General features: G+C 61.1%; 3 protein-coding genes. 1 reads left to right on the plus strand and 2 read right to left on the minus strand.

Going from position 1 to position 14,782, the window contains the following annotated elements; all coding sequences use genetic code 11:
- The first annotated feature begins 209 nt into the window (after positions 1 to 209).
- Positions 210 to 1,192, plus strand: a protein-coding gene (locus ACQ4WP_RS28315; protein WP_436526519.1) for an IS5 family transposase whose coding sequence is annotated in 2 segments (ribosomal slippage) — positions 210 to 801 and positions 801 to 1,192 — 984 coding nt in all. Because the reading frame shifts where the segments join, the coding sequence is not laid out codon by codon here.
- 232 nt (positions 1,193 to 1,424) lie between these two features.
- Here the strand turns inward: ACQ4WP_RS28315 and ACQ4WP_RS28320 are convergent.
- Both ACQ4WP_RS28320 and ACQ4WP_RS28325 read right to left on the minus strand, forming a co-directional pair.
- Positions 1,425 to 2,009: a suppressor of fused domain protein gene (locus ACQ4WP_RS28320; RefSeq protein WP_436526520.1), complete on the minus strand. Its 585-nt coding sequence runs from the start codon at positions 2,007 to 2,009 to the stop codon at positions 1,425 to 1,427.
- 7 nt (positions 2,010 to 2,016) lie between these two features.
- A complete protein-coding gene (locus ACQ4WP_RS28325; RefSeq protein WP_436526522.1) occupies positions 2,017 to 14,745 on the minus strand; it encodes a GH-E family nuclease in 12,729 nt (4,242 codons plus the stop codon).
- Positions 14,746 to 14,782 lie beyond the last annotated feature (37 nt).

Genomic DNA, 14,782 nt, shown 5'->3' on the forward strand with positions numbered 1-14,782 from the left:
AGGGCTTGAGTCATGAGATGGCGGCTGATTAAGGTTGTGCAACAGTGTACGCAAAACGTGTCTGGCTTTGAATAGCGGCCAGCTACGAAAGGGTACATAATCACACGACTCCAGACATCTAGGGAAGCACTGATTTATTCATCTGGCACCATTCCCTGCTGCGGTTCGACCTGAGACAACAACGGTATCGCCACCATCCGCCATCGACCATGCAAAAGAGCTTCTCCGACCTTGAATACTCCGCCAAGAAGAAACTGACGCGGCGCGACCGGTTCTTGGCCGAGATCGACAGCGTAACGCCGTGGGGCAAGCTGCATAAACTGATCGAGCCGTTCTATCCGAAGGTCGAAGGCGCCGGCCGGCCACCGATCGGACTGGCGCGCATGCTGCGCATGTACGTGGCCCAGCAATGCTTTGGTTTGTCGGACGAAGGTATCGAAGACGCGATCTACGACAGCCAGTCCATTCGTGCTTTCGTCGGCATCGACTTGGGCCGCGAATCGGCGCCAGACGCGACGACCTTGCTGAAGTTCCGCCACCTGCTTGAGGCCAACGGCCTGACGCGCCAGATCTTCGACACGATCAACGGGCACTTGGCCGAGAAAGGCTTGATGATGCGCGAAGGCACCATCGTCGACGCCACGCTGATCGCCGCGCCACCGTCGACCAAGAACAAGAACGGCAAACGTGATCCGGAAATGCACCAGTCGAAGAAAGGCAACGACTGGCACTTTGGCATGAAGGCCCACGTCGGCCTCGATGCCGCTTCTGGCCTGGTGCATACGGTCATCGGCACGGCCGCAATGTCGCCGATGTGACCCAGGCGCACGCGCTGCTGCACGGCGACGAGACCGCCGCGCTCGGCGACGCCGGCTATCAGGGCGTGGGAAAACGGCCCGAAAACATCGGCAAGTCGGTGACATGGCACGTGGCCATGAAGCGCTCCAAACGCAAGGCGCTGCCCAACAATAAACTGGGACGCCTGACGGAAAAGCTGGAGCATTTGAAGGCGAGCGTTCGTGCAAAAGTCGAGCATCCGGTTCATGTCATCAAGAACCTATTCCGTCATCGTAAGACGCGCTATCGCGGCTTGGCCAAGAACACTGCACAGCTTTTTACCTTGTTCGCCTTTGCCAACCTGGTACTGGCCGGAAGACGTTTTACGATCAACGAATCCCGTAATCCATTTTGATTGCAGAAAGACGCGAAGCATCGTGTCAACTTGAACGAAAAACGGGCTTGAACGGCTCACCAGTCGACCATTTGGCGCGCCAACCTCGCCAGAAAACCGAATTGATCAGCGCTTCCCTAGTGGACCATTTAGCGCGCCAACTTCGATAAGAAAGCGAAGTGATCAGTACTTTCCTTACGGCCATACAGGCAAGAGTCTCTTATTTTCTGGTAAATCTTTGGTATCGGACATCTCAAACCACTGATGCACGATTCAAATCAAAAATATCGATATCCTTTTTTGAAAATAATTCCTCTAATTTCTCAGGGCCGAACTCTGCAGCAAATTTCGTTTCCGATTTTGAAATAGGAATGGCGAGTAGCCATGCGACAGTTTTTTCGTGAAGAGTTAAGGAATGAAATTTATCGCCCCATAGAAATGGGTTTGTAAAATATACATCACTCATAGTTTTCGATAAGTTGTGCATTTCCACGACTCCGGGAAATATAATTCCTGGAGCACAAAACCATTTTGAGTTAATAATAAAAAAAGATGAAGTCGCCAAAATATGTGCGAAATCCTTCCGATTGGAATCGCAGGCGCCAATTAATTCTGTTCGCGCCTCAAACTCGTCTCCATTGAAAAAAAGAGGGTGGTCTGATAAACCAATTGTCGCGAACGACGTTAGTCCGACTCCGGGCGAGTCTTTTGCTTCCAATACATAAATGTTAGCGCTTTCCGTTTCATCTAAAAATTGCAAAATAGGTGGTTTTTCTCGCGAAAAATATTTCGCAGTAAGGCCAGCCATTTCTTTTTGATAATCATTTATCGCTCTCATAATTTCATTACTTCCAGAACAAGTTGGTTGGGTCTTCGCCTAAGTGGCTGCTATTTGACATTTTGAGTTCTGGCCTATATCTGCTCGGATCATTCAGGATGTCCAGAAATTGACCACGTGTTGTGTATGTGCGGTCATATAACCACTGATTGATAGCAAAATCACGTTCCTTCCAATATTCCATACCTGGTTTATGGCCCATTACCCATGGCTGCGATGGATCCATGCGAATGTTGGTCAGTGGGTCATACACACGACCATTAAGCGGATTAGTAGCTGCATCCCATGCCTGTCCTTTTATCCCAGTTCTGAACTTAAAGCCGTCTCGGCTATATGTTTTCGCATCCAAAGTCTCTCCGCTAGAACTGACGTAGAACCGGGTACTCGGGGTTCTAGGCTCGATTATAGTCGCAGTACGCTGGGGAGAAATTCGACTTAGGATATCTCCTGCAGCAGTATTGGGCAAGCTCATCCCAGCATAAGATACCTGACCCGCTTTCGGAGAGTATAACCCGGTAGATGAACCACCAAATTGGGGTAGCGACGCGGGAGTGGTGAGTCGAGCAATGGTGGTGCCGCCGAAACCACCAATCGAGGCCATGCTACCCAACGCGCCAGCTGCGGTCGTTGCGTAGTACATCTCGTCTAAAGACCCGCCGCGACGTGCTACCAGACCTCCTACGGCTGCGGCAAACGGGCTGCTTGTCATGTTGCCAAGCACGGCAGCAAATGGACTCGGCTGCATTTGTCTGGCTCGAATTTCGATCGCACCTGGACGAGTGTAGTTCAGGCCATTGAACAGCGCGGCTACCTTGCTGGCGGCGGGCATATTTGAGTTCCATACGCTCGCTAATTCATTCCAGCGATTATAGCTACCCGACAATGCTTTAGCGTCCCATTGTTGCTCCAGACTAGATGTGTCGTTTACCCAGCTCAAAAGGCCCTGACCTGCGTCTGAAAGAACATCTCCAACTTGGGAGATCAGTTGTCCGGCAGGCGTGAGAATATTTCGTTGTATCCAGCTTGGCCCTTGACCCAGGATCGTTACGCTTGGGATTCCATCGACAATCTCCGAAGCGCCGATAACCGTGGCTACGTCATATACAGATCTTTGTGTTGTTCTTGTCGAAGCATAGGTCATGTCACCGAGCGTTGCTACGTCGCCTACAGTATCTGGTTCGCCACCGAGCGTGGACACCAAGCGGGGAGCGGAGAGGGCACCTTGCTTAAGCTTGTCCCACTCATCGGCGCTCAAGTCCGGCGTGCCGCTGCTGCTTCGCGCCAGGCTGCCCCCCAGCGCATTGCCGAACGCATCTGTAGCAAAGCGCTCAGATCGCATGATATCCGCACCGACCGCTTGAAGCTGCGATTCGATTTTTAACGCTTCCGTCTGACTGGTCTGCCTATTCTTCTGCTCATTTTTCCCACTATCGTTTTCGATTTCATGCGCGGTCAAATAGTCAGCCACACCCTGTCCGAGCGCACTACCCACGCTGGAGATTGCCAGGCTACTCCAGTTGACCTTTCCGTTCATCACAACCTGCTGAACCACCCCGCTGGCCACGTTCGTCACGCTCTGGCGAACGATATTACTGACCCAGTCCCGGCCCAGCGTATCTGACGGCAGCTTGCCCCAGCTATCGCCATACTGCAGTCCGCCGATCGTATTGGAGACCGCGGTAGCCACCCCAGCCGCTGCCGCCGAAGCAGCCACCGAGCGCCAGTTGAACTTGCTTTGCAGGCCAGTTACCACACCGATTCCCTGTGTAAGCACATTCGCACTAGCAGCCGCCTGTGCAGCGCCCAGTGCACCGGCAGAAAACAGGCCCGAACCAGCGACGCCGCTGGTGACACCCGCACCCAGAGCGCTCAGCGCCACGCCCGACCAACTAAACGAATCCTGCAGACCGACCGCCATCGCCACGCCCTGACTGGCGATCGAGCCGACCGCGCCACCAAGTGCTGCCGCCCCGATGCTCGCCGCCGTACCCAGGCCCACCGCGCTACCGGTCAGCACCGATGCGCCCGCTGCCATGGTGGCGCCGAAACTGCTTGCCCCTGATGCCACCAGCCCCGATGCCGCGCCGGCCGTGTAGATCGTCACCACCACCGCCACGATCACCACCAGGATCTTCAGGATGCCCGAGCATCCACTCTTCTTCGGTGGTGGCGCCGCCAAGTTCGGCAAGGTGCCACCGATGATCTCGCCCGGGTTGTAGACGGTATGCGTTTCCGAGGTGATCGGACCGGACGCGTCCTTGACCGGCACTGACAGCACTTGCCCGGCTTTTAGCGTCTCGCCGCGGTTCAGGCCATTCGCATCGGCCAGCAAATACCACAGGCTGCTGTTGCCATACAGCGCACCGGCGATGCTGTCGAGCGTATCGCCCGCCTGCGCCGTATAGGGTTGTACCGCGCCGGCCGGGAAGGCCGCGTCGTAGTCCTGGAACAGCGCATAGTTGCCGGTATCGAGCACGGTCGTCACGCCGCCAGCGGCAATGCTGGTGCCGGTCTGCCCGGCCGGGTTGCCGTTGGCGTCGTACACGTAGTCGAGGCGGTCGCGCAGCGTGGCGGCACGGCCGTCGTCATGGTACTTGGCCAGGATCTGGCCGGCGTTGTCATACACGTAGTGCGAGATCTCGCTGCGCGTCATGCCGTCGCCCTTGCCCTGGTTGACGCTGGTCAGGTGCTCGTTGACGTCATAGCTGAAGGTCGCGTTGCCGCTGGCACTGCCGTAGGCACGCACGCTTTGCTGGCGGCCGTCCGGCGTGTAGGTGTACAGGTAGTAATACGTCTTGCTGGCGTCGCCATAGGTGCGCAGGGTCGCCGATACCACCTGGCCGGCGGCATTGAACTTCTGCGTCATCTCCTGGCCCTTGACGCTGCTCTTCGCCACCAGCAGGTTACTCAGGCCGGCATGCACCAGCAAGGCAACGTTGGCGGTAATGGACGGCGGCGTGACGGTGGTGGTATCGGTCCGGGTCAACGTGTTGTGGCCATTCTGGTCGTACTGGCTCAGCACGCTTTTCAGCACCACGCCTTCCTTGACCTCCTGGTACAGCGTGATGTTGCCGGCGCTGTCGTATTGCCAGGTGATGGTCGCCTCGCGCGGTATCGCCAGCGTGCGGCCGGCCAGCGCCGTGCCGGCGTCGGCCGTGAACGACGTCAGGCCATTGGCCGCCGCGATGCGGCTCCATTGCGCGCTGTCCTGGTACTGCTTATACGCGATCACCTGCAGTGCTTCCATCACCGTTAAGTGCACCATGACGCCATTGCCGCCCTGGTAGCTGGTGTCGGCCGCCGTCACGCCATAGCTGGCGGTGGCAGCGGCCGTGACCGCCGACAGCGGCCGGTTCTGCGCATCATAGTGGTACACAGTAGTGGCGCCATCGGCAGTGTAAGTGGCACGGTTGCCGGCCGCATCATAGGTATAGCGCGCGATCACCGCGCCATGGTCGCGTAGCGTCAGCACGCGCCCGGCGGCGTCAAACTCGGTCACATGATCCACACCAGCCGCACCATTGTTATTACCCTCGACGCGGGTGCGGTTGCCCGCATTATCATAGGTGATGGTCTCTTCCAGCCCGGTGACGCTGTCGCGCCAATGCGTCATGCGTCCCAGCGCATCGTAGGTGGTGGCGAGCTGGCGCGTGTGCACCTGGCCGAACACGTCTGCGGCACTGGTCACGCTTTGCTGCACCTGGCGCCCGGCCAGGTCGTAGCCGTAGGTGGTGTACGTACCGGTGGCGTAGTCGCTGATGGCACTCAGGTGACCGACCGCATCATAGCGGTAGACGATATTGCGCCCGCCGCCGGTCTCGCTGCTCTTACGTCCAAACGCGTCGTAGCCGATTTCGACTCGGCCTCCGCTCTGGTCGACGCTAGTCACCAGGCGGCCATAGCCGCCATACACGTTCTGCTGGCCCTGGCCTGCGGTATCGGTCTGGCCGACCAGGTTACCAAATACGTCGTAGCGGCGGTAGCTGGTCAGCTTGCGCTCGACGCCATTGACCTGACTCCATTCGCTCACGCTGGTGATGCGCCCCAGGCTGTCATAGGTGGTTTCGCGGCGGTGGCCATTCGGGTTGCCCAGGTCATGCTGGGCCGTGCGGTTGCCAGCTGCGTCGTACTCGAACGCGGTGCCGTCGTGCTCCAGCAAGTTACCCAGCTGGTCGTAGCGGTAGCTGCTGCGGTTGCCCAGGCCATCGATGGTTGCCGTCAGGCGACCAAACGCATCATGCTCTTCGCGCACCACCGTGCCGGTGGCGTCGATACGCGCGCTGCGGTTGCCGGCTGTGTCGTACAACGTGACACTGGTCTGGCCGTTGGTATTGGTGGAGGACACCACGCGGCCGAGCGCATCGTAGCCGGTGTTGCTGGCGTGGCCGAGCGCATCGGTCTGTCTGGTCAGGCGGCCCAGCAGGTCATACTGCCAGGTACTGGTCTGGCCCAGCGCATCGATGCTGGCAATCAGCTGGTTGGCAAAGTCGTATACGGCACGCGTCACCGGCCGTCCGGTACTGCCATCGGCCAGTGTATAGGCCGCGCCGAAGTCGGCGCTCTTGCGTCCCAGCAGATCGTAGCTGGCGTAGGAGTCGATATGCTCGGCATTACCGGCAGTACCGTAAACGCGCGTCTGCAGCGCATGGCCGGCTGCATCGACCGCGTACTCGGTCCACACGCCATCGACGCCGGTGCCAGCGATCTTGCCATTAAGCGCGTTGTACTGGCTCTGCTCATAGTAGCCCTGCGCCTGCGGCGTACTGCTGCGCGTGCCGCTGGCCAGGCCGGTGCGCACCGTCTGCAGCGCCATGCCGGCACTGAAAGCGGCGCCGCCCAGCGCGCCGGCATAGGTGCCGGGCGTGACGCTGCTGCCGTAATAGCTGCCGTTCGTTTCGCTCGACAGCACGATATCAGAGGTGCCGCTGCGGCTGCGGCTGGTATTGCTGGCGGTGTTGCTCCAGTCGACGATCACCTCGCGTCCCTGTGCATCCAGATACCAGATCTTGTAGTCGACATTGCGCGTAGGCAACGTCATGTGATCGAGCGCATACGTAAAATTCCCGCTGCCATCGGCCGTCATCAGGCTGTCGCTGTACTGCGTGGCGTCGCCGATGCGCACCGACAGATGCAGGCCTGACGTCACCTGCACCGCCTCTGCCGCCGCCAGGCGGGTACTGAAGGCCAGGTTGTAGCCCATCAGCTGGTAGCTGCCGCGGTCTATACCTTGCGCGTCTTTTTTCGGCTGCCAGATTGTCCACTGGCTGCTGGTGGCACTGGTGGTGTGAGTACTGGCGGCCTTGCCCGTGTAGTACACGGTGTAAGCACCACTGTTGGCGGGCGGATGCAGCACCAGGCGTCCATCGGCACTGCTGGCAACGCCTGCGACTGGGCGGCCGTCGATTATCACCAGCGGCGTGCCAGCCGATGGCGCATCCCAGGACAGGGCCACGCCACGGGTGGCGCTGTGATCGATGCCGGTCGGGGTATAGTCGAAACGGTCCAGCAGCGTGGTGCGTCCGTCAGCGTCCACGCCCTGCAGCACGATCTCGTAGGCGACGCCAGGCTGCAGCGACATGCTGTCGCCGATCACCAGCGCATAGCTGCCGCTGCCGCTGCCGGTGGCGGCAGAGGCACCGGATGACATATACATGTCACCGCTGTTGAGTACGCGCCAGCTGGCCGTGACCAGCTCAAAGCCGGCCGCGATCGCCGCCGGGATGGTCAGATTGAGGTCCAGCCGCGCGCCGCCATTGAATGCCGTTTCGCTGGTAGTGGTGCTGCTGCCGATATGTTGCGACGGTACCGGCAATGCCTGCTCGGCGCTGGCAAACGCATTGCCGGCGCCGTCGCTCCATTGCAGGCGCAGGCGCAGCGCATCGAGATTGCTGATGCCACCGACCACGGCCTGATAGTTGCCGCCGCCGATCGACTGCAGGGTCGACGAATTGGTACTGTTCCCCGGCACGCCATACAGCAGCACCGGATTGACTGCGGCACTGCCAAAGTTGACGGTGATCTGCACCGATCCATTGGCCAGGCGGGTGGCCTGGAAGTCCTGCAGCGGCCGCGGCACGGCCACTTTCTGCTCTTCCGTATACGCCAGGTTGCCGGCGCCATCGACGCTGACGACACGGTAATACAGCGTACTGCCGGGCGCCGGCAAGGCGATGCCGGCCTGGCCGGCAGTGCCCGGCGCGCTGCCAGGTGCGCTCTGGCCGGCATACGCCGAGACGGCGCCGGTGCTACCCAGGTCATGCGACACCGTGTCCCACACGACATAGGAACTCAGGCCCGTAGCGGACATGTTGTATTGGAAGCGCAACAGGTTCGCATCGACCGCCACCGTGACCGCGCTCGCCGGCAGCACTTGGTTGGCCAGCTCGCCGGTCGAACGGAACACCACATTGCCAGCAGCGTCGAACACCTGACGCGTACCGCTGCCATCAGGCTGGAGCAGCGTGATATTGCGTCCCTTGGCATCGAACTGGCTTTGAATCACATTGCCATTAGCGTCGCGCGCGTAGCTGCGGTTGCCCACCGCATCATAGCGGTAGCTCTGGCTCACGGCAGCGCCGAACGATACGCTCAAGCTGCTCGCTGTGCCGCTGACAGTAATGCTGGAACGCGCTTCGCTCTGGCTGGTCAGCAGGCCACGGCTGTTGTACACATATTGTGTGCCCTGGTCATCCGCCGTTGCCGCCACCAGGGACAGCAACGCGCTGTAATTGCCCGCGACCGCGCCTGCATCGACGCTCGCTGCAACAGGCTGGGCGAAGCGCAGCACGGCATTGACGCGGTCCTGCGCATCATAGCGATACAGCGTCAGGGCGCGTCCCGCATCCAGGCTGCCGATCTGGTGGTTGTTGCTGTCGTAATAGAAATAGCGTACCTGCTCGACCGCGCTGCCGGCCGCATCGCTCTGGCGCACCAGGTTGCCCGCCTTGTCATACGCATAGCGGGTCACCACTGCCTGCTCGGAACGCAGCAGTGCCTGATCACTGCCTACCCCAGTCACGGTGACCGGCGAGGACGTCGTCTGCAGCAGGCGGTTGGCCGCATCGTAGACATGGCTGGTCACTTGCGCGGCGCCGGCCGGGGCGCCAGGCGCCTGCCCGGACGACAGCGCGGCCAGATCGAGCGCCGTCGCATACGCGCGCGTCTGCAGCACATTGCCACTGGCGTCATAGTCGCGCTGCAGCAGATAACCCATCGCGTCAACCTGGGCTACCGGACGGTTCTGCACATCGTAATAGGTCAGCGTGCGCGCACCATCGATGCCGATCGTTTCGACCAGATTGCCATACAGGTCGTAACGCTTGCTTTCCTGCGGCGCGGTGACGGCAGTGCCAATGACCGGCGTATTGCCGTCCGTTCCCGTCAGCTGGCTTACGTTCGCAGCCGGATAGGTTTTCAGCAGTTCGCGCCCGGCGGCATCGTACTGGTAGGTGTACAGCCGCACCTCGCCTGCCGGTGCGGCCGGCGCCGTACTGACCTGGTGCGCGGCATCGCCCAGGCGCGTCATGTACCGCCGCTCGGCGATGCGGTTGCCCAGCACGTCGTAGCTGTATTCGTGCAGCACGTTGTCGCCATCGAGCTGCGCGACGAGGCGGTTAGACTGATCGTAATACTGGTTGATGATAAACCCGTTGGCGTCCACGCTTTGCAGCAGGTTACCGTTGCCGTCGTAGCGATACGTGCTGCGGCTGTCGCTGACATGCGTGCCACCGGCCACATCATGCACCTCGACGCTGTCGAAGTAGCGGGCAGTGAGCCGGTTGGCCAGGTCATACACGAAATGCGTGGTGCCGTCCTTGCCAACGCTGCTGGCTACATTGCCGGCCGCATCGTAGCTCCAGGCGGCCGTCACGACGCCATCGCCATTCAGGGTGGCGGTGCGCCGCCCGGCCTGGTCGTACTGCGTGCGCACTATACGCCCTTCGCCATCCGTGGTTTCCACCACATGGCCCAGGTCGTCGTAGCGCGTGCTGCTGCGCAGCGCCAGGCCGTCCGGATCGACCGTGGTGGCGACGACCCGGCTGTCCAGGTCATACTCATACGCCGTCGTGTGCACACCAGCACCGCCGGTGCCCTGCACCTGTTCGCGCGCCAGGCGGCCCGCCGTATCGTAGGCATACGTGGTGACGGTACCATCGGCATCGGTGCGGCTGGTGATACGGTTGGCCGCATCGTAAGTCACGCTGGTGACATGGCTTCCCGTCAACGTGCGCAGGCGGTTACCCACCGCGTCCAGCACATAGCTGGTGCGCACGCCATCGGCAGTGATGGTGGCAAGCAGCCTGCCGGCACGATCATACTCGGCGCTTTGCACGCGATCCTGCGCGCTGGCAGCCAGCTGCGGCCGCACCAGCGGATCAGCCAGGCCGTGATACAGGGTGGCGTACTGGCGCTCGCCGGTGCGGTTGCCCAGCAGATCGTACTGGTACGCGGCCAGTGCGCCCTGCGCATCGAGCGTGGCGACCAGGCGGCCTGCCGCGTCGTACCACAGGCGGGTCAGGTTGCCGTTCGCATCGGTCACGCTGGTGTTGTTGCCGGCCGCATCGTAGCCATAGCTGATACGGCTGCCCTCGCCATCGGTCTGCGTCAGCAGGCGTCCGGCCGCATCGTAGGTCGCGGTGACGGTCGTATTGCCCACCACGGTACTGGTTTCATTGCCCAGCACATCGTAGCTGTGGCGCGTGGTCACGCCATTGGCCACGCTCTCGCTCAGCAGGCGCCCTGCCGCGTCATACATAAATGTGGTGACGAGCGGCAGTGCACTGCGGTTCTCCACCACTTGCCGGCTCGGCTTGTCTTGGCGCGTAGCGTACTCATACGAGGTCACGGCGCCATTCGGCGAGGTGGTACCGATCAGGCGGTCGGCCAGGTCATAGCGGTACAGAGTGACCCGCACCGGGCTGCCAGGTTCCGTCATGCTGGTGCGGTTGCCGCGCGCGTCGTAGCCATAGCTGGTCACCAGACCGGTCGCGTCGGTCGCGCTGGTCTGGTGCCCCAGTGCATCGTAGGTAGCACTGCTGGTGGCCGGACGGGCCGCCGCCGCAGCGGTGGCATCGTAGCCCGCATCGGCTAGCACCGGCAAATACAGGCCGCTGGTGCGCGAGGCCACGTTGCCATAGGCGTCATACGCCAGCTGCGTGGTGTAGCCAAGCGGATCGGTGGTGGCAAGCAAGCGCCGCGCCGCGTCATATGCGTAGCGCGTCACGCGCGCATCGGCACCCGTCGCATCCGAGACGGTGCTGCTGGCCAGCAGGCCATCGTCTTGGTATACAAAGGTGGTCAGCAGGCCATCCGGCGCCAGCGTCGTCAGGGGACGACCGACGGCATCATAAGTATGGCGCGTGACCTGGCCCAGCGCATCAGTGATGCTCAGGCGGCGCCCGGCTGTATCGACCGTAAAGAGCGTTTCGGCGCCCGACGGATCGGTGACCGCCAGCAGATGGCCGTCCAGATCGTAGCGGTAGCTGGTGCGCCGCTCCATGCCGGCCACGCCGGCCGCCTCGACCGACTCGAGCAGGTTGCCCGTGCCATCATAGCGGTAATGCGTGACCACGCCCATGGCGTCGGTGCTGGCCAGCACCTGGCCGGTGGCGTTGTAGCGGTAGGTCAGTGCCGTGCTGGTACGTACCATGGTGCGGTTGCCCAGCGCATCGTAGGCGAAGGTGGTGCTCTGGCCCAGCAAGCCATCGGTCGTGACGGACGCCAGGCGGTGGCTGCTGTCGTAGCCATAGCGCAGCGTGCGCGCGTCGGCGGTGCCGGCAGCCGTGGTTTCCGAAACCAGCTCGCCGTCCAGATTGTAGCTGCGCTGCGTTACCTGCTGCAGCGGATCGGTGATGCTGGTAACGCGCCCTTGCAAGTCGTAGCTATACACGGTGCTGCCGCTGGCAGTGGTAGTGCTGTGTAGATTGCCGGCTGCATCATAGGCATAGCGGGTCAGATTGCCTGCGCCATCCGTCTCGGCCACCTTCCGGCCGAGCTTATCGTAGCTGCGCGTGCTGACCAGTCCATCCTCGCCCGTGACCGATACCACGTGGCCCATGACATCGTAGGCATACTGCGTCGCTACGCCAACATTGCCAGCCAATGGCACTGGCACTGGCACACCATCGGCCGGCACACTCACCGCATCGCGGTAGTGTACCGTGGCAACCAATCGGCCCGCTGCGTCATATTGCTGCGTCGTCAGCGCGCCTTCGGCGCTCAGGGTCGCAATATCGCGGTTGTTCGCATCAACATAATGATGCGTCACCGCCACGCCGACGTCATGGTCGATCTGGACTTTGGTGGCGGTCACATTGCCCACCGCATCCAAGACGTAATCGGTGCGGTAGCCATTGCCATCGATCATCGCCACTTGCCGGTTGGCCGCATCATAGAAGTACTGCGTCGTGAAACCTCCCGCGCTGACCTTGTCGATGTTACCGGCATCGTCATAGCTGGTGGTGCTTGTAATGACGAGTCCCTTCATGCGTACCGATTGCAGCAGGCGCCCTGCACCGTCATAGCTGCGGGTTTCAGTCTGGCCCCAGCTGTCGCTGCTGCTGAGCAAGCGGCCGCCGGCATCGTAGGTGTAGCGCACCGCCAATCCCGGTGACTCCGTGCGCGTCAGTACCTGGCCGGCCAGATTGTAGGTCAGCGTGCTCACCACGCCATTGGCGCCGGTAATCTTGCTGACGTTATCGCGCACATCGTATTCGTAACTGCTCGTGCCCGACGCGTCGGTCTGGCTCAGCTTGCGGTGCGCGCCGTCATAGGTCCAGCTGGTCCTGCTTTCTTCCGGTGTGCCAACGGCAACCGTGCGCGACAGCATGTTGCCGACCTTGTCATAGGCATAGCGCGTCAGGCTGCCGTCCGGGTCCTGCTGCTGCACCAGGCGCTGCTCGGCGTCATAGGACAGCAGCGTCGCGTTGCCCAGCGCATCCGTGCGCGAAGCGAGGTTGCCCATCGCGTCGTAGGTATACACGGTCGCATTGCCCATCGCGTCGATGGCGGACACCAGGTGCTCGTCGGCATCGTACACGCTGCGGCTGGTGTGGCCATTCGCATCGGTGACGGTAATCCGCTTGCCGTCGCCGTCATAACCATAACGGGTGACGTGGCCGAGCGGATCCGTCTCGCTGGTCAGCCGGTTGGCCGCATCATAGGCATAGCGCGTAGTCCGCCCACTGCTGTCGGTGGCGTCAAGCCGGTTACCGACCGCGTCGAGTGTGTAGGTGGTATACCGGCCTGTTGCGTCATCCTGCCCGATCAGACGGCCCGCCTGATCGTAGGCATAGCGGGTAACGCGGCCAGCGGCGTCGGTTGTGCTGACGCGGTTGCCGGCACCATCGTAGGCATAGGTGATTTTCTGGCCAGGCCCCGTGCTCTCGCTCAGCAGGCGCCCTGCCCCGTCATGGACATAGCTGGTCGTGATGCCGTTCATGGTGCTGTCCGTGACCTGTCCCAGATAGTCATAGCTGTTGGAAGCAACCCGTCCAAGCGCATCCGTAGAACTCATCAGTTGGTGCCGCGAGCTATAGACAAAACGGGTAATATTGCCGTTGGCATCGGTGGCGCTGCTGCGGTCGCCACGCGCATCATAGGTGTAGGTGGTGGTGTTGCCCAGCGCATCGGTTTCCGACAGGACACGGTGGTCGACCCCATACGTGTAGCTGTGGCTGTCGCCGCTGGCGTCAACCAGTTGCACCATATTGCCGATGGCATCGTAGAAATAACTGGTCTTGTTGCCCAGTGGGTCGGTCTCGCTACTGAGGCGGTTCAGGCCGTCGTAGCTGTAGCGGATGACATGGCCCTCCGGATCGGTCACGCTGCTGCGGTTACCCGCGCCGTCGTAAGTAAAGCGCGTCACATTGCCCAACGCATCGGTCAGCGTGCTGACCCGGCCATCCTGGTCGTAGCCGTAGGTGGTGACGTGACCATTGGCATCGGTCACGGCGGTACGCCGCCCTGCGCCATCGTAAGCATAGCGGGTGACGTTGCCGAGCGCATCCGTTTCGCTGACCAGGCGGTTGGCCACATCGTAGCCATACCGCGTCACGCGGCCGGCACCATCGGTGCTGCTGGTGCGGTTGCCCACAGCATCATAGGTATACGACATCACCTGTCCGGCCGAATCGGTCTTGTTCAGCAGACGATGGCTGGCGTCATACACATACAGTGTGACATTGCCTCTGCCGTCCTTGCGACTGACCAAATTACCGAAGGCGTCGTAGGCATAGGTGTTGGTGCCGCCTTCAGCAGTGACTTCTTTAACCATATGGCCGGCAGCGTCATACAGAGCGGTGCTAACCTGCCCCGATGGCGGCGCGGTATATACCAGTTGCCCGCTGTTAGAAACCTTAGTTTTTTCACCCAAGGCATCGATCACTATATCGAGCCGGTGGCTTAATGTGTACTGATACGTCGTCGCATTGCCATTGCCATCACGAACTGCAATCAGACTGCCGACATTATCGTAGGTATAGGTAGTGATGCCGCCGAGCGCATCACTTACACTGGCCAGGCGGTTGTCGGCATCATAGGTATAGCGCGTGACGCTACCCCGACCATCGATCACAGCCGTGCGATTGCCGGCGGCGTCATAGGTATAACTGGTCGTGCTGCCGGACGGATCGGTGATGCCGGCCAGCCGGTTCAGGCCGTCGTAAGCATAGTGGGTGACATTGCCTACTGCATCGGTGACGCTGCTGCGATTGCCTGCGCCATCGTAGGTGGTCAAGATGGTATTGCCGAGCGCATCGGTTTCGGCAACAAGC

The organism is Janthinobacterium lyxosi (assembly GCF_051380665.1).
GTDB lineage: Bacteria > Pseudomonadota > Gammaproteobacteria > Burkholderiales > Burkholderiaceae_D > Janthinobacterium.

Coding starts and splice junctions, on each gene's coding strand:
- ACQ4WP_RS28320 (WP_436526520.1), bottom strand. CDS start 2,009: ATGAGAGCGATAAATGATTATCAAAAAGAAATGGCTGGCCTTACTGCG.